Raw genomic sequence first — 23591 nt, forward strand, 5'->3', positions numbered from 1 at the left:
GTTGGCAGGCCCACTGTCCAGGTTGCGCAGCACGGCGCACAGCGCGGGCAGGTCCAGGCCGAGCTGTCGCGCCAAGCTGTTGCGGGCCATCCAGGTGGCCGACGCCTGATGCGCGCTGCCCTGGCGGCTGGCCTGTACCGTCCATTCGCCTAACGCCACGGTCAGCACGGCCAGACGCTCGAAGGCGTCCTGCCGCTGCAGCAGCGGTGCGTCGTCCCACGGCAATTCATCGATGACCCAGGCCTTGACCCATTGGGTGATGGCTTGCCAGCGCTGCGGGCTCAGTGCCTCGTGATCGAAGGCCTGTCGGCATGCGCCCAGATAGGCGGCCAGGGCCACGCCCAGGTCGTCCTCGGCGCGGCCCGGTGCGAGCTGGTTGCGGTAGTGCTGCAGGCAGTGCGTCACCAGGCCAGCCTGGGCACCGGTGCCGAGCATTTCGCTGAGCGCCGCAGCTGCGCCCGTGGGCTCGGCGACGCGGGAGGGCAGGCGCCAGCGCGTGGCGCCGAGCTCGGAAGCCGCATCGGCCTGCGGCGCGTGCGCAAACCGGGACTGCTCCAGGGCCTGGGCCAGACGATGGCCGAGGGCGGATTGCCAGGGGTTGGGTGAAGCGGAAGTGGTCATGGCAGTGCGAGGGCTGTAGGCCGGTGGGAACGCGCAAGGGCGCGCCGGGTCTGGCGCAGGCGTTCGCGGCGGCTGAGGGTCTGGACGGCCGACCAGGTCGTTGCGTCCAGGGCGTGGTAATCGGAAGGCTGGCCTTCGTAGAGCGCGCGGCTGCGAGGCGTGAAGCCCAATGCCTCCAGGCAGACGCGGGCACCGCGGTTTTCAGGGTGGCAGATGCCCCAGACCGTGTGCAGTGCCAGCGTCTCGAAGGCATGGCGCAGCAGCACCTCGCCGCCGCTGAGGCTCAGGCCACTGCCCCAGTGTTCGGGCCTGAGACGGCTGCCGAGTTCAGCGTCGCCAGGCCGGATACCCAGCTGCACGGTGTCAGGGCTTGCCTGCATGGGCATGAGGCTGAACCAGCCGGCGAACTGTTCGTTGGCAGCGCTCAGCGGCACGGCGCAACGCCAGATGCCCAGGCCAGGATGGCGGCGATAGAAGCCTGCCAGGCAGGCCGCGAATTCCGCGGCCCAACGTGCCTCGTGCAGGGGCTGTTCATCGGGCAGCAGCTCGCGCACCCGCGGGTCGGCATGCAGGCCCTGGATGTCGGCCGCATCGCTCGCGACGAACTCGCGCAGCAACAGCTTGTCGCAGCGATGGGAGAAGGCCGTCATGCTTCGCGATCCAGCTTGGCGTCGGCTTGCGGCCAGCGCGCCAGCAGATTGATGCCGCCCGCCGTGACGCCCAGCATCCAGCGCTCGCCGGCATGGTCGAGCAGCACCACACGCTCACGCGCACCAACGGGCAGGGCGCGCACGAAGCGCAGGGCCTCACCGTCATCCGCCGGGCTGCGGCCACTGAAGCCCTGCAGGCGCCGCCAGCCGCGGATCAGCACCCAGGCCAGCAGCAGCACGAAGGCCAGGGCGGCCACGGTGCTGGCGAGGTTGAGCATCAGGTTCTGCATGGCATCAATCGTCTTGGGCGGAAACGACGCGCGAGTCCACGTCGGGGTGGCGCGTCAGGTCTTCGCCGGGCGCGGGTCGCGCGCGCGGCGGCTCGGCGGGCACCTCGTCGCGCCGATGCGGGTCGGCGCGGGCGGCCTCCCACTTGAGCTGCTCGCGCACGCCCTCGGCCCAGACGATGACCTCGGCCAGCACGTCGAACAGGTCGGGCGGGATGACTTCGCCCTCCTCGCAGCGCGCCAGCAGCTCGCGCGCCAGCGGCACGTTGCGCACGATGGGCACGCCGGCGTCCTCGGCAGCCTCGCGCATGGCGCGGGCGACGTGATCCTCGCCCTTGGCGCTGACGGTGGGCACGGGGCAGCGGCCGGGCTCGAAGTCGATGGCGATGGCCACATGCGTCGGGTTGACGACCAGGGCATTGGCGCCGCGCGCCGCCGCCTGCTGGTTGCGCTGGCTCCATTCGGCATGGGCCTGCTTGCGCTGCTGCTTGAGATGCGGGTCGCCTTCGCTCTCCTTCATCTCCTGCTTGATGTCGCGCATGCTCATGCGCAGCTTCTTGGTGAAGCGGTGCCGGGTCCACATCGTGTCGAGGAAGGCCACGCCGGCAAACACGCCCACCGTCCAGGCCAGGGTCTTGACCGTGCCCTCCCAGACCAGGCCGCCGAGATGCTGGGGCGGTCTGTCGGTGCCCGAGGCCAGCCGCATCGCGTCGGGCAGCAGCAGCCGCGCCACCGCCCAGCCTATGCCCAGCAGCAGCGCCGTCTTCAGGATGCCCTTGATCAGCTCCACGAGGTTGTCCATCGAGAACATGCGCTTCAACCCTTCGGCCGGGTTCAGGTGTTCGAGCTTGGGCGCCACCTTCTCGAAGGCCAGCACCGGCCCGGCCTGCAGGAACTCGATCAGCGTGCCCAGGACCGCCACGGGGATGACGAGCAGGGCCACCAGCAACAGCGACAGTTCGACGCTCTGCCAGCCCAGCAGGGCGGCGACATGGCCGAAGCCTTCCTCGCGCCAGCCGGCCGACACGCGCGCGAACAAGGCCTCGCACAGGGCTGCAATCCGCTCGCAGGCCATGCGCATGCATAACGCGCCCATCACCAGCCAGACGAGCAGCGTCGCCGTGCTCGTCAGCTCCTTGCCCTTGGCGATATCGCCCTTCTTGCGGGCATCCAGCAGGCGCTTGGCGGTGGGTTGTTCGGTCTTGTCGCCGCTGTCGTCGGCCATGGGTCCCTAACACCTATTTCTAGGGGGTGCAAACGGGGTTTGTGAAAACTTGTTTTCAGCACCGTGACCAGACCTACTTCTAGGGGGCCTTTCACCCCGCTTCGCACAGGGTGGTTGGCACGGCGCGACCGAACGATGCCCGGTCTCAGATTGCGACGGTGCAGCAGTTGTTTCCACGCGTAAACGTGGGGGGCAGCCTCTTGCATACAAAGGAGCAATGTCTACGGGTCAGTCAGTTACTTCTGCTTGCAATGGTCAACAAGCCGGCAAGGCTTGCCCCCATAGTCCGCCCGGTCCAAAAAGCAGGGAAGACAAGTGTTCGGACTCCAACGGATCTGCCAGGTCATGGCGACCGGTGCGTTAGGTGCGGCCCCGCTGATGGGGGCATTCGCCGCCGCGCCGAACTGCCCCTCCCCTTCCGCCGAGGCGTTGCTGGATGCCGCACCGGCCGCAGGCGCCAGCGGCTTCGCGCTGACCGAAAGGCTGTGCCTGGCCACCCTAGTCAGGAGCCGCTCGGCGCCGGTCGAAGTGCCCGAGCCCGAAGTGCCGGCTGCCGAGGTGCCRCCCCTTGCTCCCGTGGCGCTGCCGCCGGCCCCCGCCGTGATCCGCCCGGCACCGATCCGTGACGCCGCCGCGCAGGCACGCATCCGCGCCCTGGCGCCGCTGATGGCCGAAGTGGCCCAGCGCCACGACATCGACCCCCTGCTGCTGCATGCCCTGGCCCACATCGAGTCGCGCCACCAGAGCCAGGCCATCTCGGCGGCCGGTGCGCGTGGGTTGATGCAGGTCATGCCCGCCACCGGCCGTGGCCTGGGTGTGGCCGAGGCGGAGCGCGCGCTGCTGAGCCCCCAGACCAACCTCGAAGCCTCGGCCAGGTACCTGAAGCAGCTGCAGGCCCGCTTCGGCAACGACCTGCGCCTGGTGCTGGCCGCCTACAACGCCGGTGAGGGCGCCGTCGAGCGCCACGGCCGGCGCGTGCCGCCCTTTGCCGAGACCCAGGCCTATGTGCGCAATGTGATGGCCGTCTACACCGAGTTGCGCCGTCGCTTCGGAGTTCAGGCATGAGTGCCGTGAAGCGGCCCGACGGCCTGTCCGGCTACTTCGCCGCGGCCGACCAGCCGCGCGAGGGCCTGATCGCCCGCTTCAGCGACCTCTTCCTGGTCGCCGGCATCGTCGCCATCGTCGCCCTGATGGTGCTGCCGCTGCCGCTGTGGCTGATCGACCTGCTGGTGGCCGTCAACATAGCCTCGGGGCTGGTGCTGATCCTGATCGCCGTCTACGTGGCCGGTCCGCTGGAGTTCTCGGTCTTCCCCAGCGTGCTGCTGATGACCACGCTGTTCCGGCTGGCCCTGTCCATCGCCACCACGCGGCTGATCCTGCTGCATGCCGACGGCGGCCACATCATCGCCACCTTCGGCAAGCTGGTGGCGGGCGGCAACCTGGTGGTGGGCCTGGTGGTCTTCCTCATCATCACGGTGGTGCAGTTCATCGTCATCGCCAAGGGCGCTGAGCGCGTGGCCGAGGTGGCGGCGCGCTTCTCGCTGGACGCCATGCCGGGCAAGCAGCTGTCCATCGATTCCGATCTGCGCTCCGGCCTCATCGACAAGGACGAAGCCAAGCGCCGCCGCCGCACGCTGGAGCTGGAGAGCAAGCTGCATGGCAGCCTCGACGGCGCGATGAAGTTCGTCAAGGGCGACGCCATCGCCGGCATCATCATCATCCTCATCAACCTGCTGGGTGGCCTGGCCATCGGCGTGCTGCAGCAGGACCTCAGCATGGGGGACGCGGTGCATCGCTACTCCATCCTGTCCATCGGCGAGGGCATGGTGGCGCAGATCCCGGCCCTGCTCGGTGCGATGGCCGCGGGCCTCCTGGTGACGCGCACCAACGACGACGAGAACGACCGCCACCTCGGCGACGCCATCCGCAAGCAGCTCGGCGCCAAGCCACGCGTGCACCTGATGGCCGCCGGCATCTGCCTGCTGCTGGCCACCGTGCCGGGATTCCCGCCGCTGGTGTTCGGCCTGCTGGCCGTCGTGTTCGGCGCGGCTGGCATGCTGCTGATGCCCAAGGGCCGCGACTGGCTGACCCGGCGCATGCCCCAGCTCAGCCCGCGGCGCGGCAAGCCCGAGGCCGGCGCTTTCAAGACGGCGCAGCTTCGCGTGCGTCCCTCCGTGCCGCTGCTGCTGGAGCTGCCRCAGTCCATGCTCGGTGACGGTGGCCTGGCGGTGACGCGGGCCGTCGAGGCGATGCTGGACGAGCTGCAGCTCGACCAGGGCCTGCCGCTGCCGCGCGTGGCCCTGCACGGCCGCCTCGGCCGCGAGGGCTGGCGCCTGCTCGCGCATGAGGTGCCACTGTCCGAAGGCGGCCAGGCCGGTGACGCCGCGGCCCTGGCCGAGCTGGTGCGCCAGGCTCTGCGCCGCAACGCCTCGCTGTTCATCGGCATCCAGGAAACCAGCGAGCTGCTGACCCGCGCCCAGGCCGAACTCGCCGATGTGGTCAAGGAAGTGCTGCGCGCGCTGCCGGTTCAGAAGGTCACCGAGGTGCTGCGCCGCCTCGTGTCAGAGGAAGTCTCGATCCGCAACCTGCGCGACATCCTGGAAGCGCTGGCCGATGCCAGCCAGCGCGAGAAGGACGTGCAGGCCCTGACGGAGATGACGCGCATCGCGCTGCGTCGCCAGACCCACCACCGCATCTGCCCCAGCGGCGAGCTGCAGGCGCTGATGCTGTCGCCCGAGCTGGAGGCGCTGCTGCGCCAGAACCTGCATGTCAGCGGCGGCGCTACCCAGCTCGCCATCTCACCCGACGTGGCGCGCCAGCTCGCCGCCGATGTGCAGGCCCAGGTCGAGGCGCTGCGACCGCAGGCCCTGGTCTGCGCCGTCGACCTGCGCTGGCACCTGCGCAAGCTCATCGAGACCGAGTGCTTCGACACCCCCGTGCTGTCCTTCCACGAACTGCTGCCGACGCTGCGGCTCACGCCGCTGCACCACCTGCCCCCGCCGGGGTCCAGTCCCAACGCTTCAATTCAGGCGCCTTCCCCACAGGCAGCACTGCTCGCCGCATGACCTCAAACCTCAAGATCGTCGCGGCCACCACGCTGCTGCTGACCCAAGCCCTGCCGCTATCAGCGGCGCCGCTGCCCGAAGGGCTGCGCGCCGTCAAGCTCGAGGCGCGCGACCAACCCATCGAGCAGTTCCTGCAGGGCCTGTTCTCGGGCAGCGACATCCCCGTCGTCGCCAGCGGTGTGCAGGGCCAGGTCAATGGCCGCTTCGAGGGCACGCCGGCCAAGCTGCTGCGCGACCTGAGCCGCGCCTACAACCTGCTGAGCTATTACGACGGCGGCGTGCTCTACATCGCACCGGCCAGCGACACCCAGACGCGCAGCTATCTGCTCACGCCCGCTGCCGCCTCGCAGGTGCAGCGCGCCGCACAGGCCCTGCAGCTGCCCGATACGCGCAACACGCTGAAGTTCAGCGACGACGGCGCCCTGCTCGCCGTGGGCGCCAAGCGCTTCGTGCAGCAGGTCGACGAGCTGGTGCGCCAGGTGCGCCCCGGCACGACGGCGGTGGCCATGAAGTCCTGGGCGCCGCAGCAACAGCAACCGCTGCCCGACTACCGCATCTTCTACCTGCGCTATGCCTGGGCCCAGGACGTGCCGATGAGCTTCGGCGGCCAGCAGACCACCTTGCCCGGCGTGGCCAGCATCCTGCGCTCGCTGGTCGGCCAGCCCAGCAAGGCCCGCGTCATCCCGGCCGCCGACCCCACCCGCGCCCAGGGCAGCCAGCGCGCGCGGGGCGGCGCGATGCGCGGTGCGGGCAACACCACGACGCTCGGCCTCGTCGACGACGCCGCGCCCGGCATGCGCGGCACCGACACCCTCGTCGCGGCCCTCACCCAGGTCGGCTACGGCCAGCCCGGTCAGGACACCGCCGAGCCGGCGGCGCCGCCCGACTTCGCGCCGCGCATCGAGGCCGACCCGCGCCTGAACGCCGTCATCGTTCGTGACCTGCCCGAGCGGCTGGAGCGTTATGCCGCCCTCATCAAGTCGCTGGACGTCGAGCCCCAGTCRCTGGAGATCGAGGCCACCATCATCGACATCAACACCGACCGCATGCGCGAGCTCGGCATCAACTGGCGCTACAACCACGGCCTGTCCAGCCTGATGTTCGGCAACGGCACGGCCAGCGACAACCGCCTCAACGGCCAGGTGGACCCGACCCCCAGCGCCAAGGGCGGCGTCATCTCCGCCGTCATCGGCGACCGCTTTCCCTTCGTCGCCCGCATCACGGCCCTGCAGAGCGACGGTGCGGCCAAGGTCGTCAGCAGCCCGCAGGTCGTCACGCTGTCCAACGTCGAGGCGGTGTTCGACAACAGCTCGACCTATTACGTGCGCGTCGCCGGCCGCGAGGACGTCGACCTCTTCAACGTCACCGCCGGCACGCGGCTGCGTGTCACGCCGCATGTGTTCAAGGAAGGTGACGAGCCGGCCCGCATCAAGCTGCTGGTGCAGATCGAGGACGGCGGCCTGACCGGCCAGAGCGTGGACAACCTGCCCATCGTCGAGCGCTCGGGCATCAACACCCAGGCCCTGATCTCCGAAGGCGAGAGCCTGCTGATCGGCGGCATGGTGCGCGACAGCTCGACGGCCGGCGTCGACAAGGTGCCGGTGCTGGGCGACATCCCGCTGCTGGGCAACCTCTTCAAGACCCAGCGCAAGGGCGGCCAACGCATCGAGCGCATGTTCCTCATCACGCCACGCCTGGCCAGCAGCAAGGCCGCGGCCGACGTGATGGAAAGAGCCCGCCAACCGCTCGCCAATCCGGCCAGCCCGGCCAGCTCGGCCGCGCCCACCGGGCCGACCGGCAGCGAAGGTGCTGCGCAGCAGGAGTGATGCCATGAAGTCCCACCTCCCCGCCTCGATGCTCGAACTCCGCGTGCTGGCCGGCCGCCAGCTCGGCGCGCGTGCCCGGCTGGACGCGCAGCACGACCTGCTCGTCTGCGGCCTGAACTCGGCCAACCAGGCCGACACCCAGTTCGCCGACATCCTGCTCGCCAGCGAGATCGACTTCCAGCTGCGCGTGATCCCGTCCGGTGCCGGCCGCGTCAGCCTGCAGCTCGTCTCCGGGCATGCCGTGCTGGCCGAGCGCGCCCTGATGCCGGGCATCGCCATCCACGCCTGGGCGCCGGGCCAGCCGCTGCAGCTGGGTGATGCAATCGTKGCCTATGGCCCGGCCGACCAGGACTACTGGCCCGAGCCCGTGCTGCATGACGGCCCCGAGCTGCCCGCCAGCGAGCGCGCTCAAGGCATGCGCGCACCCACTGCCGCGCCGCGCGCCCGCCCCGTGCTCGAAGGTGTGCTGACGGCGCTGGGCCTGGTCATGGTCATCGGTGGCGCGTCGTTGGCCTGGCGTGGCGGCACGCTGCGCGAAGCCGGCCAGGTCGTGTCCAAGGTCGTACCGCCTGCCCAGGCGGCCACCGCTGCAACTGCGCCCGACCTGCTGGCCAGTGCGGTCGAGGTCTTCCGCCTGTACGGCATCGCCGCGCAGGCGGCCTGGTCGCCCGAAGGCGAGCTGGTGCTGCGCACGCAGGAGCGCGACGCCACCCGAGTACAGGCCGCCGCCGCCGCGGCCAAGCGCGACATCGCCCACCTGCCCACGCTGCGCATCGACAACCGGCCGCCGGTGGCCGCGGCCGCCGCGCCCGCTCCGGCGCCCGACGATCCGGCCAAGCGCCTGGTGGCCGTCGTTGACAACGCCGACAGCCCCTACTTCATCACCGCCGACGGCAGCCGCTACTTCAGCGGCGCCCTGCTGCCCAGCGGGCACCGCGTCGTGCAGATCGCCGAGCGCGCCGTCATCGTCGAGCGCGATGGCCAGCAAACGCGGCTGACCCTCTGACCCCCTGTTTCGCCCACTTTCCCCAACCCTCCCACAAGGAGACTCCCATGTCCAACGCACTTCTCAACACCCTCGCCGCCGCACCCGTAAACGGTTCCACGGGTGGCAAGACCAACGGCGGCGGCTCCTGGTTCGAAGCCATGGCCGATGCCTGGGGCAAAGCCCTGGACAAGCAGGCCGGCGACATCGAGACGGCCTCCAACGCGATGAACAACGGTGGCGACACGCCCTCCGCCGTGACCGAGTTGACCGCCATGTCGCTGAAGATGAGCTTCCTGGCCAGCAGCTCGCACACCGCCGTCTCGACGGTCGGTTCCGCCCTCGAAACGATGGCGCGCAAGCAGTGACACCCGGCCTCGCCATCGCCCCCCCGGTGGCCGACGTCCAGCTCGGCGCGGGGGCTTCGCTGTCCAGCCTTGGCCAGGTCGCGCCGACGGCCGACGTGGCGGGCTTCGAGCGCGCCATGGCGAGCGCGGTGCAGCGCCTGGGCCCGGCCGAGTCGCCCGCCCAGGCCATGCAGCGTCTCGTCCAGCCGCTGGACCACATCAACGCCGAAGCGTCGTCGCTGGGGCGCGACGCCCGCCTGGCGGCGGCTTCGGGCCAGGAACTGACGCCGGGCGAACTCGTCAACCTGACGGTGCGCTGCCAGGAGTTCATGTTCCATTGCCAGCTGACTTCGAACATCGCCAATCGGACGTCCGAAGGACTGCAGCAACTGTTCCGCCAACAGTCGTGAACGTATGAGCCCCTCGCCCAGTCCCGCCCTGCTGCACGCAGGCGTGCCCAGTCGGTCCCCCGCGGGGACGGCGATGCCTGCCGGATTGACCGGCAGGCACATCGCCCAAGGCGGGCCGGCTAGGGAGCGGCCCGGCGCTCGGCCCGCAATACATCACGGCCGCCACGAATGCGAACTGGACCACCAATGAAAGTCTCTCGCAGCCTCCTCCCACTGGCCCTGGCCGGCCTGCTCGCCGCCTGCGGCGAGCAGGCCCTCTACGCGAAGCTCGACGAGCGCCAGGCCAACGACATGGTCTCGGCGCTGCGACTGGCCGGCGTGCCGGCGCAGAAGAACGCCCGCGAGGACGGCTTCGAGGTGCTCACCGGCGAGGCCGACTTCGCCCGCGCCGTGCAGATCCTCAAGGCGCAAGGCCTGCCCCGCGAGGACTACGACAGCCTGGGCAAGGTCTTCAAGCGCGAGGGCTTCGTGTCGACGCCGGTCGAGGAGCGAGCCCGGCTGATGCACGCACTGTCGCAGGAGCTGTCGCACACGCTGACCAGCATCGACGGCGTGCTGCAGGCGCGCGTGACGCTGGTGGTGCCGGAGCGCCACCCGCTGTCCGACAAGGTCCAGCCCTCGTCGGCCTCGGTGATGATCAAGCACCGCCCCGGTTTCAATGTCGAGGCGCTGCTGCCCAAGGTGCGCKCCCTGGTGGTCAACAGCGTCGAAGGCCTGCCGTATGAAAGCGTCTCGGTCGTCGCCTTCGCGGCCGAGCCCACGCCCGTCGCCCCGCCGGTACCCGAGACCCAGGCGACGGTGCCCTTGGTGCTGGCCGTCACGCTGGGCTCGGCCAGCCTGGGTGCTGCGGGCTGGCTGGGTTGGCGCCGCCGTCGAGCTCAGAACCAGCTCGCGCTGGAAGGAGGCGGCCATGACTGAACGCCAGCTGCGCGCGCACGTCGCACGCCGCCTGCTCGAAGACGCGCCGGTGGAGGCCCGCACGCTGAGCTGGGCCCAGCTCGACGCAGCCCCAGCCTGGCTGGCGCTGGAGCGCGATGAACTGCTGGCGCTGGCGCGGCGCTGCGGCTCCGTGCTCGCCGCGCCCGCGCTGCGGCTGTGGATCGCCGGGCCGCTGCGGGAGCTGGCGCGCACCGCCCTGGGCGCGCCCTGGTGGCGAGCCCTGCGCAGTGCGCAGGACTGGCCGGCCCTGCCCGCGGGCCTGCCGGCCAGCCTCAGCGACTGGCCCGACGTCACGACGCCGGAGGCCTTGAGCCAGCGCTTCACCGAGGCCGGCGCCGCGGTGCTGCTGGCCGGCCTGCCGCATGGCTCGCTGCGCCATGCGGCCAGCCGCCGGCTCGGGCCGGTCGCGGCCTGGGTGATGCCGCAGGCCACGGCCCTGGCGGTGTTGCGTGAAACGCTGGCCTTGCAAGCAAGGGTCATTCAATGAACAACTTCATGCTCTGGCATCGCGACCCCCAGGCCAGGTTGGGCATCGCCTCGGATCGGCGCGTGCTGCGTGCCGCCGAGGTGCCGGCCTTGCAGGATGCGCAGCAGCTGCTCGATGACTTGCGCGGCCTGCTGGAGCAGGAGCAGTCGCGCATCGACGCCGCCCGCGAGTGCGCGCACGCCGAGGGATTGAAGCAAGGCCTGGCCCAGGCCGAGGCCGAGTCGCGCGCGCACCGAGCCGACACGCTGGCTCGACTCACCTGCGCTCACGAGGACGAACGCCTGCGACTGCAGCGCGAAGTGGCCGGCCTGGCGCTGGACATCTTTCAGAAGCTGCTCGGCCAGGTGCCCGCCGAAGAGCGCCTCGCCCGCCTGGCCGCACAGGCCGCGCGCGAGCTGCTGCCGGCGCGCACCTGGCGGCTGCAGGTGCACCCCAGCCAGCTGCCCAACCTGCACGACGCGCTGCAGGCTGCCGACCCCGAGAACAAGACCGGCCTGGCGCAGGCCGAGATCGTGGCCGACGCCGAACTCGTCGAAACCGACTGTCGCCTGGTCACGGAGTTCGGCAGCGCCGATGCGGGCGTGGCGACGCAAGTGCGAAGGCTGGCCCGCGCCTGGGGGCTCAAGCCATGACGCTGAGCCTGGACGTCGAGGTCGGGACCGACACGCTGCGCCGCAGCCTGCAGCGCACCCGCACGGTCGCCACGCTGGGCCGTGTCGTGCAGGCGGGCGGCACGCTGATGCGCGCCACCGGCGTGCAGGCCCGCGTCGGCCAGAGCTGCCGCGTCTTCGATCCCTCGCGCCCGCAGGACGAGGGCCTGCTGGCCGAGGTCATCGGCTTCCAGGGCCACGAGGCCGTGCTCGCGCCGCTGGGCTCGCTGCAGGGGCTGCCGGTGGGTGCAGCCGTGGAGGTGCTGCACGAAGCCGCGCAGCTGCCGAGCGGCCCGGGGCTGCTGGGCCGTGTCATCGACGCCTTTGGCCAGCCGCTGGACGGCGGGCCCCCGCTCGACCTGCTGCCACGCGTGCCGCTGTATCGCGACGCGCCCTCGCCGCTGCAGCGCCGCCCGGTGCATGAGCCGCTGGTGTGCGGCGTGCGCGCCATCGACGCGCTGCTGACGGTTGGCGAAGGCCAGCGCGTGGGCATCTTCGCGATGGCCGGCGGCGGCAAATCGACGCTGCTGGGCATGCTGGCGCGCAGCACGCGGGCCGAGGTCAACGTCATCGGCATGATCGGCGAACGCGGCCGCGAGGTGCGCGAGTTCCTGGAGGACAGCCTCGGCCCCGAGGGCCTGGCCCGCTCGGTCGTCGTCGTCTCCACCTCGGACCGGCCGGCACTGGAGCGGGTGCGCGCCGCCTACGCGGCCACGGCGATTGCCGAAGGCTTTCGCGCCCAGGGCGCACGCGTCGTGCTGATGATGGACTCGGTGACCCGCTTCGCGCGCGGCCTGCGCGAGATCGGCCTGGCAGCCAACGAGCCGGCCGTGCGACGCGGTTATCCGCCCTCGGTGTTTGCCGAGCTGCCGCGGCTGTTCGAGCGCGCCGGCAACGACGCCCACGGCTCCATCACCGCGTTCTACACGGTGCTGGCCGAAGACGAGGACGGCAACGACCCGGTCGCTGAAGAAGTGCGCTCCATCCTCGACGGCCATCTGGTGCTGTCGCGTGCGCTGGCCCAGGCTCAGCATTACCCGGCCATCGACGTGCTGGCCAGCGCCAGCCGCGTCTTCACCCGCGTGACCCAGCCCGAGCAGCAGCGCGACGCCGCCCATCTGCGTGCGCTGATGGCGCGGCACAAGGAGGTCGAGTTCCTGCTGCGGGTGGGCGAATACCAGGCCGGCAGCGACCCGCTGGCCGACCAGGCCATCGAGCGCATGCCGCAGATCAAGGCTCTGCTGCAGCAGGCCACGCACGAACCCAGCGACTGGGACGGCTGCCTGCAGCATCTGCGGGAGATCGTGTCGTGAACCAGCTTTCCGACATCGAGGCAGGCCAATGGCTGCGCCTGCGCCAGCTGCGCGTGCAGCGGGCACGCCTGGCGCTGGCGCAGGCGCAGGCCGAAGAGCGCCAGGCCGTCGCCGCGGTCGAGGACCGCGAGGCCCGCATCGAGCAGGGCCGCAGGCTGATCGTCGAGCTGGCGTTTCACTGGGGCGGCGCCGGCAGTGCCGACATGCCGCGCTGGGTGCACCAGGTGCAGGCCCACGGCGAGGCGTTGGCCGAGCGGCTGGAGCGCGATGAATACGCCTTGCTCGACGAGCGCGAGACGCTGGGACAAGCCCAGGCGGAAGTGCAACGACGCCGTGCCGAGCTCGCCCGTGCCCAGGCCCGCGAGGACGCCGTGGACGCGACGCTGAAGGACCAGCGCCGCCAGGCCAGCCAAGCCCGCGAGCAGCAGGCCGAGCTGGAAACCGAAGACGCCTGCCGGACGCTGCATTGACATGAAGCTGCTGCCCATCCTGCTGCCCCTGGTCGCGATGCCGCTGCGCGCGCGATCCGCCATGGCGACGCCGGAGGCCCTGCCACCTCAAGACTCCCACCGCGACGCCGGCGATGAGCCCGACTGGCGCAACGCCTACCTGCGCCTGCGTGAGCAGGACCCGTCCGAGCCCGAGCCCGTGCTGCCCATCGCGCCGGCGATGGCGCGAACCCCACGCGATCAGGCACCCGAGATGACGGAGGTCCGCAGCGTGTCGGCCACGCCCACCACGGAACGTCTCGAAGCGATGCGGCAACTCGGCGAAGCTGCCCCGTCGGCAAATCCGCAGGCGCGTGCCTGGCAAGTCGAGTTGCCCGCGGTGGCCGGCCCGGCCTGGCAGCTGCGCGTCGAGCAAGCCCAGCCGCTGGCGCCATTGAACCTGGAGCTGCGCGTGCCGCAAGTCGCCCAGGCCCAGGCCCGGCAGCAATTGAGCGACCTGGACAAGCGACTGCGCGATGCCGGGCATGATGTGCTGAGGTCGCGCCTGCGCGACGGCGCACGAACGGACAAGCGGCGCCGGCCTGCCGACGAGGTGGAACCATGAGCGGTATCGGCGCCATCCAGGCCCTGTCACCGGCCGAGACCTGGGAGGCGTGGCAGGCCCTCATGCAGGCCGCGCTGACTGAGGGCGAAGGGGGGAGCGGGATGGAAACCGGTCAGCCCCATCTGCAGCCGCAGCCGACGGAGGCAGCCCAGCCGCTGAGCGCGCTGAACCTGCCGGGCGAGGCCAGCCCGCTGCTGCAGGCCCCTCATGCGCATCACGCGCATCAGGTCCAGCGCGCCCATGAACCCCAACCCGCGACGGCCTCGGTGGCGCAGGCCTTGGCCGCTCCCGACGTACCGACGGTGGCTGTGATGCCCACGGCGCAGGCATCGCTCGACAAACCGGCCGCGTCGTCGCCGCCGCAGGCGCCTTCGCCCGGGTTGCTCGGCGATACACCGATGGCCGCCACACGGCTTGCCGATGCCGGGGCGACCGTGCTGCCGATGGCGCCGGTGCTGATGACGCCACTGGCGCTGCAGAACGGCCCCGAGCTGCGCTGGCGCGCGCAGGATGCCGCCAGCTGGCGGCAGCTGTTCGAGGACGCAGGTCGCGATGCGCCGGACGAACAGGAGCCGCCGGTGCTGCCGACGCCTGAAGCCATCGAGCTCGAGRCCATGCCGCCGTGGGCGCTGCTGCTGTTGGCCCGGCTGCGCGAGGCGACGCTCGCGCCCGCCGCCGCGGCGGCTTTGCGCCCGGCCCTGCAGGCCTGGCGTCTGGGCCTGCCGGTGCTGCTGGCCAGCCCAGCCGGCCTGGCCAGCCTGCAAGCCAGCCGCGATGCCACCACCTGGCAATGGCGGCGCTGGCCGGCGCGTTGGCGCGCGGCCCGTCCGGCCACGGCCGAGCGTTGGTGGACCGTTCGCCTGGCGCTGGGCCCCCAGGGCCGCCCGCGCACGCTGCGCGACCTGGCTGGAGGTGCGGTGCCCGCGCCGGGCCAGGTCAGCTGCGAGCTGCGCCTGGACGACGTCGCGCCCGGCATCGCCCAATGGACCGAGGTGCTGGTGCAGGCCCCCGCCAGCGCCAGCCTGCGAGCGCTGCTTGCCGCGCGGCCTTCGATCCCCTGGCTGTTGTGCAACCAGGCCCTGTGGCCTCGGGAAACGCCATGAGCGCCGCCCGGCCGTCCGAAGGCGCGCAGCTCCCGCTTGGCGGGACCGCGCGCAGCGCGAAGGGTGCCTCAGTGCGCCGCGTCGACGCCGATCTGCTGCACGCCCTGGGCGAGCTGGGCGAGGCCCTGGCCGTCCTCGATGGCGACTTCCTCGTCGCGCTCAACGCGCCCATGCAGGCCCTGCTGCCCGGCGAGATCGGCGGCCTGGCCGAGGACTGGGCGCAGCCCCTGCACGGCTTGGCCAGCGCGCTGGTGGCGCCGCTGGGCGTGCGCACGCGCTGCGGCGTCAGCGGCGAGTACGTGGCCCAGCGCGTGGCCCTGGATGCTCGCCATGTGCTGCTGCGCCTGGACGACGAGCGCGAACGCCTGCATCACCTGCAGCGCCAGCTCGACGACCGCGAGGGCCTGCTGTTCACATCGCGCTCGCTGACGGTCAGCGAGATGGGCAGCGTGCTGGCGCATGAGCTGAACCAGCCCATCGGCGCCACCGCCAACCTGTTGCGCGGCCTGAAGCTGCGCCTGGCCCGCCGCCATCCGGATGACACYGACGAGCTGGCTGCGCTGGACAAGGCGGTGCAGCAGGTCACGTATGCCAGCCAGATCATCGGCCGGGTGCGCGAGTACACGCAGTCACGCCAACCCAAGACCGAGAGGCTGGACCTCGTCGAGCTCGTGCACCAAAGCCTGGGCCTGCTCGACTGGGACCTGCAGCGCGAGGCCGTGCGCCTGGTGCTGCGTCTGCCGATGCAGCCCGTGCCGGTGCAAGGCGACGCCGTCATGTTGCAGCAGGTGCTGATCAACCTGCTGCGCAATGCGCTGGACGCGCTGCGCCTGGACCGGCCAGCCGAGCCGCTGATCGACATCGAGCTGGTCGTCGACGGTGCCCGCGCCGAGCTGCGCGTGGCCGACAACGGCCCCGGCATCACGCCGCAGACTGAAGCCCGGCTGTTCGTGCCCTTCAGCTCCACCAAGCCCAACGGCATGGGCCTGGGGCTGTCCATCTGCCGCTCGCTGATCGAGATGCACCAGGGCCGGCTCTGGTTCACGCGCCGCGACGCCGGCGGCTGCTGCTTTCACTTCGCTCTGCCGGTGACGGCGGCGGCGACCCCACCCACTCTGGAGAGGACGACATGACCCCTCGGCAAATCTACGTGGTGGATGACAACCACGAGTTCCGCGACTCGCTGCGTTTCTGGCTCGAAGGCTTCGGCTGCCAGGTGCGCGACTGGGGCGACCCGCGCGATGCGCTGCAGTCACTGGCCCGCGTGGCCGTGGGCACGACCTGGCCCGAGTCCACCTGCCTGATGCTGGACGTGCGCATGCCCGAGCTGTCGGGGCTGGACCTGCACGACGCACTGCGCGAGCGCGGCATCCACCTGCCCGTCATCTACATGAGCGGCCATGCCGACGTGCCGCTGGCCGTGGCCGCGATGCAAAAGCGCGGTGCCGTCTCGCTGCTGGAGAAGCCGCTGGACGACGTGGCGCTGAGTGCGGCCCTGGACCGCGCCTTTGCGCCGACGGATGTGGACAGCGGCATCGACACCGAAGTGGAAGGCTCGCGCGAGGAGTTCGAGCGCCGCTCTCAGACGCTGTCACCGCGCGAGCGCCAGGTGCTGTCCCTCGTCGTCAAGGGCCTGATGAACAAGAACATCGCCGACGAGATCAAGCTGTCGCTGAAGAGCGTGGAGCTGTACCGCTCGCGCGGCATGCGCAAGATGAAGGCGCGTTCGGTCACCGAGCTGACCCGCATCATGGTGAGTCGCCGAGCATGAAGAACGTGCACCCCTCGCCCGGTCTTGTGCCGCTGAACGCGGGCCAGCCCAGTCGGTCCCCCGGGGGGACGGCGATGCAAGCGGCATCGAGCCGCTTGCACATCGCCAGACGGGCCGGCTTGGGGCGGCCCGGCGCTCGGCCCAAATGCGAGATGGGAAACTGATATGAGCTTCATTCCCCAAGCACTGACGCAGGCGTCGAGCTGGCACTACCTGTGCGGCCAGGCGCGGCTGTGCATCAGCGCCGATGATTTCGAGACGGGCGATCTGGTGTCCTGCGCCGCAGAGGCCGCCGTCGTGCTGGATCTGGCGGGCGAATTGCTGGACGCCCTGGCGGCCGCGGGCCTCGTGTCTGCCGCGGATTGGCAATGGGTGGCGCAGTCGGGCGCCATCAGCGTGAGCGGTGCCCAGGCCAGCTGGCGGGGCGCCGAGGTGCAGGCGCAGCTGTCGCTGCCCTGGACGGCGTTGCGCGCGCTGGGCGAAGCACCCGAAGTGCCCGGCCTGCAATGGCACGCAACCGCGGCCGAATGCGTGCTCGCGCAGTGGCGGCTGGGCGACGAGGAACTGGCCGCGCTGGAGCCGGGCGGACTGCTGTTGCTGGAAGCGCCGGCCTCTCGCCAGCTGCGCGCACGGGCTGAGCCCACGGGTGAAGCGCCGTGGCAGCTGGTGGCGCGCTGGGAGCAGCCGCTGCCGCTGGAGGTCGTGATGGGCTGGAGCGATGCGCTGCCTGCGGTGCCCGTGCACTGCCAGCTCATCGACGCCTCGCGGCCCGAGGTGGCGCGGGCCCGCGGCCGCCTCATCCCCTGGGGCACCGGCCAGGCCCTGCGCATCGATTCCCTCTGAGCATGGATCTCAGCACCTTCACCCCGGCCTCGGCCCTCATCACCGTCATCCTGCTGGCGCTGGCGCCCTTCGTGGCGGTGATGATCACGTCCTTCACCAAGCTCGTCGTCGTGCTGAGCCTGCTGCGCAATGCCATGGGCCTGCAGCAGGTGCCGCCCAATGTCGTCATGAACGGCCTGGCCCTGGTGCTGAGCATCTACGTCATGTACCCGGTGGGCGTGGAGATGCAGGAAAGCCTGAGCGCCATGCCGGCCACCAAGGCCGGCTCGGCGTCGACCAGCCAGATGGTGGCCGCGGCCGACGTTGCCAAGGAGCCGCTGCGCGAGTTCCTGATCAAGCACAGCCGGCCGCTGGAGCGTGCCTTCTTCCTGAAGACGGCGCAGCGCAGCCTCAAGCCCGAGCAGGCCCAGGCCTTGAGCGAGCGCGACTTCCTCGTCATCGTTCCGGCCTTCACGGTCAGCGAGCTGACGGTGGCCTTCGAGATCGGCTTCCTGATCTTCCTGCCCTTCCTCGTCATCGACCTCGTCATCTCCAACATCCTGATGGCCATGGGCATGCAGATGCTGTCGCCCACCACGGTGTCGCTGCCCTTCAAGCTGCTGCTCTTCGTGCTGATCGACGGCTGGGTCAAGCTCACTCATGGTCTCGTATTGACCTACCAGACATGAACAGCGAAGTCATCCAACTCACCCAGCAAGCGCTGTGGCTGGTGCTGCTGCTGTCGGCGCCGCCCATCCTGGTGGCGGCCATCGTCGGGCTGCTGATYGCCTTCATCCAGGCGGCCACGCAGCTGCAGGAGCAGACGGTGCAGTACGTGGCCAAGTTCTTCGCCATCGTCGTCACCATCTTCATCACCGCCTCGCTACTGGGCGGCAGCCTCTACCGGCTCGGCGACAAGGTGTTCAGCGAGTTCCCTGGCCTGGTCAAGATCAACCGCTGATGCTGGAGTTCTGGATCGGGCATCCCACCGATGCCGTCCTGCTACTGGGCCTGTCCACCATGCGGGTGGCGGTGGCCTTCCTGCTGGTGCCGCTGTTCACCCAGGACCTGATCCCGGCGCTGATCCGCAACTCGCTCTTCGTCGCCCTGGGCCTGCTGGGCCTGCTGGTGCAGGAGATCAAGCCGCTGCAGCTGAGCGGCTGGCAGTGGGCGATGCTCTACGGCCGCGAGGCCATGCTGGGAGCGGCGATGGGCTTCCTGTTCGCCGGGTTGATGTGGTCCTTCGAGATGGCCGGCCAGCTCATCGACACCAAGGTGGGTTCGTCCCAGGCCCAGGTGCTGGACCCGTTGTCCGGCCACCAGACCTCGCTGACCGGTGCCTTCCTGGCGCGCCTGGCAAGCTGGGTCTTCATGGCCTCGGGTGGCTTCATGCTGTTCGCCGCGCTGCTGCTGGACAGCTTCGCGCTGTGGCCCGTCCATGGCAGCTGGCAGCTGCTGCCAGCGGGCATGCTGGCCTTCGAGGCGGAGTTCGGCCGCATGCTGCGCCTGGCCCTGATGGTCGCTGCACCGTCGCTCGTGCTGCTCTACCTGGTGGACGGCGTGCTGGGCCTGATCAACCGCTATGCCCAGCAGCTCAATGTGTTCAGCCTGTCCATGTCCATCAAGGCCGTGGTGGGCCACCTGGTGCTGCTGCTGCAACTGGGCAGCCTGGTGGCGCTGATGAACGACGAGCTGCTGGCCCGGCCCAGCGTGGTGACGGACCTGCTGAAGCGCCTGTTCGCCTGAGGATTGCGGCCAACCCTAGAGCGCGCCCGGCCGTACGTTCTGAAACAGCAGCGCCCGCAATTGCCCGGTCCGCGGCGCTGGTCTGAAATGGGCTGACCGACGCGATGCGCGATGCGCTCATCGCCCCATCAGGACAACGCCAAGGGCACCCCATGAGCATCGTTACCCGAACCACGTCGGCCTCCCCGGCCGTGAACGACACGCCGCCGCCCGCCGGCCGCAGCTACGAGGTGCAGCACGGCGACAGCCTGAGCCGCATCGCCAAATCCAACGGCGTGTCGGTGCAGGCGCTGCTGGACGCCAACCCACAGGTGCGCAACCCGGACGTCATCTACCCGGGCAGCCACCTGACGATCCCGGCGACGCGCTACACCGTCCAGCGCGGTGACACGATGCAGCACATCGCGGCCGACCACGGCCTGACGCTGCAGGCGCTGGTGGGCGCGAACCCGCAGGTGCGCAACGCCGACCTGATCCACGTCGGCGACACGCTGAATCTGCCGTCGGTGGGCCATCTGGTGGACGGCCTGCCTGTCGTCGGCTCCGTCGGTCTGGTGCACGACACGCTGCTGCCGGTCTACATGACGGACCCCCGCTACCGCAGCGACATCGGCAAGGCCGCCATCGCCAGCGGCTCGGCACAGTCCACCGTGGAACTGGGCATGACCCGGGCGCTCAACGCCGACCCCACCGGGAAGCGCGATGTGACGCAGCGCCAGATCGCCGAGCCCGCGCTGGCGCGCACGGACGGCACGCGCAACCAGCCGACGCTGAACCTGCAGCGCTTCACCGACCCGTCGCTGGGCTCGAACGCGCTGGCCGCCATCGTCATCGGCAATGCCGAAGGCACGCGCCGCCCGGACGGCGGCTTCACCGCGGCCTATGGCGGCCACACCGACCCGGGCAACGCGGTGCACAACCGCGGCTCTTTCTCCTACCAGCATGCGGCCTCCAGCCCCGCCGATGCCGACCGCCGCCAGCTGACGACGCTGCAGGGCCAGCTGCCGGCCTACGAGGCGGCCGCGCGCCGCGCCGGGCTGGACCCGAACAACGCGCGCCTGGCCTCGGCCTACCTGGACCTGTACAACCAGTCGCCCAGCGCCGCCGGCCGCTTCCTGAACCAGCTCGGCACGCTGCGCGGCCAGCCCATCGACGCGGCGCATATCACCAACCTGCGCGTCAACAGCTATGTCGACGCCTCCACCGGACAGCGCTTCCGGCTCAGCGGCGGGGGCCAGGCAGGCAGCGGCTTCGTCAACATCGCCAACCGGCAGGTGCACGGCACGGCGACCGAAGCCCAGGTGCAGGCAGTCATCCGCGCCGACCAGAAGCGCCGCACCGACGCGGTCGACAGCGCGCTGAACCGTCAGGGCTTGCTCAACGGCACGGCCACCGCGCCGACCCCGGCCGCCACGGTGCCGGCCTCAGCTTCGGGGACCGGCAAGGCCGCGCGCATCCTGGATGTTGCCCGCGGCGAGATCGGCACCAAGGAGGTCAGCGGCGGGCGCGACAACCCGCGCGTGCTGGAGTACCACCAGGCCACGTCCTTGAAGGCCAGGAACGACGAGACCTCGTGGTGCTCTTCCTTCGTCAACTGGACGATGAAGCAGGCCGGCGTGCCAGGCACCAACAGCGCCGCCGCGCGCAGCTGGCTGAACTGGGGCACGTCCGTGCCCAAGGACGCGGCGCATGTGAAGCCGGGCGACGTCATCGTCTTCCCGCGCGGCAACAACCCGGCGCAGGGCCACGTCGCCATCGTCGAGGCCGTGCTGGCCGACGGCCGCGTGAAGGTGGTCGGCGGCAACCAGGGCAACGGGCCCGGCAACCCCGACGGCGTCAACGAGAAGGTACGCTTGCTGTCCGAAGCCATTGGCGTGCGCAGGGCGCCTTGAGCGCGGCCGTCCATCCCACGGTTGGGTTGCACGCACGGCGGTGCGGGCCGGGATACTGGCCCGCCATCCCTTTTGCATTGGACCGATGGCCCGCTCCCTGCTGCCCTTGATCGCCTCGCTGCTTGCCGTGTTCAACGCGCAGGCCCAGGTCACCAAAGACCCGCTGCCCACGCAGTTGGTGTGCCACCCCAGCGACAACCTCACCGCCAACATCAGCTACGAAGCCAGCGGCGCGTTGCTGGGGGCGGGCGTGTATGCCACCTCCGGCACGCATGAATGCAGCGTGCAGTCGCAGGGCGCCGGCGTCGCGCAGCCCGACGGATCGGTGCGATTTGCCTGGACCGACGAGGTCGAAGGCAACAAGCGCTACCAGGCGATCGTGAAGCGCGTGGGCAACGAGGGCTACACGCTGGCCCTGCAGCCCGCCGGCTGCGGCACGATCGCGCTGCCGGCGGCCATCGCGCTGTCCATCCAAGGCAAGGCCTGCAAGGCCGGCGTGGACCGTGACGCGGCCTTCGTGCTGTTCTGGCGCCAGCTGCGCGCGGCCATTGCCAGGCGTGACGGCGAGCTGCTGCAACGGCTGTCGTTGCCCCAGCTGGAGTTCTCCCCGGACTCCGGCACCGTCAAGGCACCCGCGTCCGTCATCCGCAATGCCGCGACCTGCATCCCCGGCATCGTCACGACGGAGTCCGGCACCGACATCGGCAAGATGCTGAAAGCCATCGACACGCCGCAACTGGACAGGCCACCGCTGTCCAGGGTGGCCGACAACCGCGTGAGCACAGGCGCCTTCGAGGCGCGCTGGACTGCCCAGGGGTGGCGCCTGTCGTGGTTCAACACCTCGCCGGCGGTGTTTTCAACCTGCAAGCCGGGCTGAGCGCTCGTCAACATACCCAGACCCACGAATTAGGGGCAGCCGCAGTCGCCTTGGCCGATGAGCTTCGCTAAGCTGACCCTCAACTGCCACCCACCTCCGCCACAGCCATGATCGGCGCCCCGCTTTCCTCCTCCGCCTCGCTGTTTTCCAACGCGTCCCTGCGCCCGCTGAATGCCCCTGCGGCGGCGCCGCGTGACGGTGAACCGGCCTGGATGGACGGGCTGGGTGCCGGCGGCGCCGCCACGCTGCGTGCCGACGTGGCGGTCGACCAGCGCGGACTGTCCGTGCAGCAGCACGCCGAACGCGTGCTCGCCGCCCTCGTTGCCTGAACTGCTGGCCCAGCCGCGCTGGCCCGAAGCGGCCCAGGCGCTCATTGGCGGCTGCCTCGACCTCGGCCCCCGCCAGGAGGGCGCCATCGCGCTGATGGAGACCATCTGCACCGGCCTGGGCGACCAGCTCTATCCGGCCTTTTTGCGCGTGCTGGCCGAAGTCAATCTGCGCGGCGAATATGCCGCCCGTGCCGCCGTGGCCCAGACCCTGGCCCAGTCCCTCTGCCAGGGCCGCCTGCCCAGCGGCTCGCGCGCTGCCTGGGGTGCGCATCAGGCTGGCGTGCAGCGGCGCAGCCTGGGCCCCATCGAATACCTGTGCCTGGCCGCCTGGCCCCGCGCGGGCGAGTCGAGAGGGACTTCCGAGTTGTCGCCCGAACAGTTCCAGACCCTGGCCAGCGCGGTGATGGAACTGCTCGACTGCGACGCCGAGGCGCGCTCGCTCTATGCCGGCCACCTGTGCGCCGTCGCCGACGACCCGCTGGACGGCACCATGCCGCGCGAGGTGCGCGCGGCCCTGCGCGCATTCGCGCAAAGCTGGCGCAGCCATCCCGATGCCAGCCGGGCCTGCGCGGCCTTTGTCGACAGCCTGGGGCGGGCTGGGCGCTAAAGCTTGCCGACCGCCTCGTAGCGGGCCACGCCCACGACGCCAAAGACGGCGCGCGTGGACTGTCCCCCGAGGCTGGTCACGGTAATCGCCTGTTGCAGGGGCATCTGGCTGATCAGGGGCTGCGAGCCCAGGGCGACCCTGCGGGAGGCCTGGACCTGGGCCAGTTCAATGGACCGGACGACAGCGTCCGTCGCCACGACGGTGGGAAGTTTCATCAAAGAAAAGCGTCTGCATCGCGCGGCACCGTGCCGCGGCAGGGTCAGCGAGGCTTGCGTGGCAGCAGCCCGGACGACCCTGCCGTGCATCCTAGGCAACGGATGGGTCCGCGCCGGGCACGCCGTTGCACGGTGTGTGGCGGATTGCCGCCCGGCGGGCGATTCGCAGCCGCAAGTCCGCTGGACGGCGCCGTGCCCAGCCGGTCCAAGCGCGCTGGTATCAGAGCCGTCATAAAGGCAACTGAAAGTCGGGTTTCGCGGTTCTCCGCACGGCAAACAACAGGCCCGCACAAGCGTCACTTTTCACGCGCCCGGCATCCCTAGTAGTGGGCCATAACTGCCTTTTCAAGCGGAGTTCTGCCTCCTAGGAT

General features: G+C 70.6%; 28 protein-coding genes. 23 read left to right on the plus strand and 5 right to left on the minus strand.

Going from position 1 to position 23591, the window contains the following annotated elements; translation table 11 throughout:
• The 4 genes from AC1DU6_RS03260 to AC1DU6_RS03275 form a co-directional block, all read right to left on the minus strand.
• The coding region (locus AC1DU6_RS03260) for a DUF6683 family protein (RefSeq protein WP_477856061.1) at nt 1-621 on the minus strand (621 nt) is incomplete at its 3' end.
• Complete coding sequence (locus tag AC1DU6_RS03265) at nt 618-1271, minus strand: GNAT family N-acetyltransferase (protein ID WP_457320389.1); 654 nt, start codon at nt 1269-1271, stop codon at nt 618-620. The genes AC1DU6_RS03265 and AC1DU6_RS03260, both read right to left, overlap by 4 nt.
• Nucleotides 1268-1561, minus strand: a complete 294-nt coding sequence (locus AC1DU6_RS03270) for a flagellar biosynthetic protein FliO (protein WP_457320391.1) — start codon at nt 1559-1561, stop codon at nt 1268-1270. The genes AC1DU6_RS03265 and AC1DU6_RS03270 overlap by 4 nt, the downstream gene beginning before the upstream one ends.
• Before the next feature lie 4 nt (nt 1562-1565).
• Nucleotides 1566-2783, minus strand: coding sequence for an EscU/YscU/HrcU family type III secretion system export apparatus switch protein (locus AC1DU6_RS03275; RefSeq protein ID WP_457320392.1), 1218 nt, complete (start codon nt 2781-2783; stop codon nt 1566-1568).
• 315 nt (nt 2784-3098) lie between these two features.
• Here AC1DU6_RS03275 and AC1DU6_RS03280 point away from each other — a divergent pair, with 315 nt between their 5' ends.
• The 23 genes from AC1DU6_RS03280 to AC1DU6_RS03390 all read left to right on the plus strand — a co-directional run bounded on the left by AC1DU6_RS03280 (nt 3099) and on the right by AC1DU6_RS03390 (nt 23005).
• Nucleotides 3099-3848, plus strand: coding sequence for a lytic transglycosylase domain-containing protein (locus tag AC1DU6_RS03280; RefSeq protein WP_477856062.1), 750 nt, complete (start codon nt 3099-3101; stop codon nt 3846-3848).
• Complete coding sequence (locus AC1DU6_RS03285) at nt 3845-5848, plus strand: FHIPEP family type III secretion protein (protein WP_477856063.1); 2004 nt, start codon at nt 3845-3847, stop codon at nt 5846-5848. The genes AC1DU6_RS03280 and AC1DU6_RS03285 overlap by 4 nt, the downstream gene beginning before the upstream one ends.
• Nucleotides 5845-7674 (plus strand): type III secretion system outer membrane ring subunit SctC, encoded by a 1830-nt coding sequence (sctC, locus tag AC1DU6_RS03290; RefSeq protein ID WP_477856064.1) that lies wholly within the window; start codon nt 5845-5847, stop codon nt 7672-7674. Before AC1DU6_RS03285 ends, sctC begins: the two co-directional genes overlap by 4 nt.
• Before the next feature lie 4 nt (nt 7675-7678).
• Nucleotides 7679-8680 carry a SctD/MshK family protein gene (locus AC1DU6_RS03295; RefSeq protein ID WP_477856065.1) on the plus strand — a complete coding sequence of 334 codons (1002 nt, stop codon included), beginning with the start codon at nt 7679-7681 and terminating at the stop codon, nt 8678-8680.
• A 47-nt stretch (nt 8681-8727) separates the two neighbouring features.
• Nucleotides 8728-9027, plus strand: coding sequence for a hypothetical protein (locus AC1DU6_RS03300; protein WP_056201148.1), 300 nt, complete (start codon nt 8728-8730; stop codon nt 9025-9027).
• Nucleotides 9024-9416, plus strand: coding sequence for a hypothetical protein (locus tag AC1DU6_RS03305; protein ID WP_056201151.1), 393 nt, complete (start codon nt 9024-9026; stop codon nt 9414-9416). The genes AC1DU6_RS03300 and AC1DU6_RS03305 overlap by 4 nt, the downstream gene beginning before the upstream one ends.
• Before the next feature lie 186 nt (nt 9417-9602).
• On the plus strand, nt 9603-10334 hold the full coding sequence (gene sctJ, locus AC1DU6_RS03310) for a type III secretion system inner membrane ring lipoprotein SctJ (RefSeq protein ID WP_477856066.1): 732 nt from the start codon (nt 9603-9605) through the stop codon (nt 10332-10334).
• Nucleotides 10327-10842, plus strand: coding sequence for a hypothetical protein (locus tag AC1DU6_RS03315; protein WP_056201161.1), 516 nt, complete (start codon nt 10327-10329; stop codon nt 10840-10842). Before sctJ ends, AC1DU6_RS03315 begins: the two co-directional genes overlap by 8 nt.
• Nucleotides 10839-11474 (plus strand): FliH/SctL family protein, encoded by a 636-nt coding sequence (locus AC1DU6_RS03320; protein ID WP_477856067.1) that lies wholly within the window; start codon nt 10839-10841, stop codon nt 11472-11474. The genes AC1DU6_RS03315 and AC1DU6_RS03320 overlap by 4 nt, the downstream gene beginning before the upstream one ends.
• Nucleotides 11471-12805, plus strand: coding sequence for a FliI/YscN family ATPase (locus tag AC1DU6_RS03325; RefSeq protein ID WP_477856068.1), 1335 nt, complete (start codon nt 11471-11473; stop codon nt 12803-12805). The genes AC1DU6_RS03320 and AC1DU6_RS03325 overlap by 4 nt, the downstream gene beginning before the upstream one ends.
• Entirely contained in the window at nt 12802-13275 is a 474-nt protein-coding gene (locus tag AC1DU6_RS03330) for a hypothetical protein (RefSeq protein WP_477856069.1), read from the plus strand. The genes AC1DU6_RS03325 and AC1DU6_RS03330 overlap by 4 nt, the downstream gene beginning before the upstream one ends.
• Before the next feature lies 1 nt (nt 13276).
• The gene (locus AC1DU6_RS03335; RefSeq protein ID WP_477856070.1) at nt 13277-13858 is read left to right on the plus strand and encodes a hypothetical protein; all 582 of its coding nucleotides are present in this window, start codon (nt 13277-13279) and stop codon (nt 13856-13858) included.
• A complete protein-coding gene (locus AC1DU6_RS03340) occupies nt 13855-14961 on the plus strand; it encodes a hypothetical protein (protein ID WP_477856071.1) in 1107 nt (368 codons plus the stop codon). Before AC1DU6_RS03335 ends, AC1DU6_RS03340 begins: the two co-directional genes overlap by 4 nt.
• A gap of 71 nt (nt 14962-15032) precedes the next feature.
• Nucleotides 15033-16094: a sensor histidine kinase gene (locus AC1DU6_RS03345; RefSeq protein ID WP_477856072.1), complete on the plus strand. Its 1062-nt coding sequence runs from the start codon at nt 15033-15035 to the stop codon at nt 16092-16094.
• Nucleotides 16091-16732 carry a response regulator transcription factor gene (locus tag AC1DU6_RS03350; protein ID WP_457351993.1) on the plus strand — a complete coding sequence of 214 codons (642 nt, stop codon included), beginning with the start codon at nt 16091-16093 and terminating at the stop codon, nt 16730-16732. Before AC1DU6_RS03345 ends, AC1DU6_RS03350 begins: the two co-directional genes overlap by 4 nt.
• Before the next feature lie 165 nt (nt 16733-16897).
• Nucleotides 16898-17575: a hypothetical protein gene (locus tag AC1DU6_RS03355; RefSeq protein ID WP_477856073.1), complete on the plus strand. Its 678-nt coding sequence runs from the start codon at nt 16898-16900 to the stop codon at nt 17573-17575.
• A gap of 2 nt (nt 17576-17577) precedes the next feature.
• Entirely contained in the window at nt 17578-18243 is a 666-nt protein-coding gene (gene sctR / locus AC1DU6_RS03360; RefSeq protein WP_457320418.1) for a type III secretion system export apparatus subunit SctR, read from the plus strand.
• Entirely contained in the window at nt 18240-18515 is a 276-nt protein-coding gene (gene sctS, locus AC1DU6_RS03365; RefSeq protein ID WP_056201193.1) for a type III secretion system export apparatus subunit SctS, read from the plus strand. Before sctR ends, sctS begins: the two co-directional genes overlap by 4 nt.
• On the plus strand, nt 18515-19300 hold the full coding sequence (gene sctT / locus AC1DU6_RS03370; protein WP_477856074.1) for a type III secretion system export apparatus subunit SctT: 786 nt from the start codon (nt 18515-18517) through the stop codon (nt 19298-19300). The genes sctS and sctT overlap by 1 nt, the downstream gene beginning before the upstream one ends.
• A 152-nt stretch (nt 19301-19452) precedes the next feature.
• A complete protein-coding gene (locus AC1DU6_RS03375; RefSeq protein ID WP_477856075.1) occupies nt 19453-21192 on the plus strand; it encodes a TIGR02594 family protein in 1740 nt (579 codons plus the stop codon).
• A gap of 85 nt (nt 21193-21277) precedes the next feature.
• Nucleotides 21278-22069 (plus strand): hypothetical protein, encoded by a 792-nt coding sequence (locus AC1DU6_RS03380; protein ID WP_477856076.1) that lies wholly within the window; start codon nt 21278-21280, stop codon nt 22067-22069.
• Nucleotides 22070-22176: 107 nt separating this feature from the next.
• On the plus strand, nt 22177-22398 hold the full coding sequence (locus tag AC1DU6_RS03385; RefSeq protein ID WP_477856077.1) for a hypothetical protein: 222 nt from the start codon (nt 22177-22179) through the stop codon (nt 22396-22398).
• Nucleotides 22391-23005 carry a hypothetical protein gene (locus tag AC1DU6_RS03390; RefSeq protein WP_477856078.1) on the plus strand — a complete coding sequence of 205 codons (615 nt, stop codon included), beginning with the start codon at nt 22391-22393 and terminating at the stop codon, nt 23003-23005. The genes AC1DU6_RS03385 and AC1DU6_RS03390 overlap by 8 nt, the downstream gene beginning before the upstream one ends.
• Here AC1DU6_RS03390 and AC1DU6_RS03395 read toward each other — a convergent pair.
• Nucleotides 23002-23220 (minus strand): hypothetical protein, encoded by a 219-nt coding sequence (locus AC1DU6_RS03395; RefSeq protein ID WP_056201214.1) that lies wholly within the window; start codon nt 23218-23220, stop codon nt 23002-23004. The genes AC1DU6_RS03390 and AC1DU6_RS03395 overlap by 4 nt on opposite strands.
• Nucleotides 23221-23591: the final 371 nt, after the last annotated feature.

The sequence above is a fragment of the Roseateles sp. P5_B10 genome (assembly GCF_056400485.1).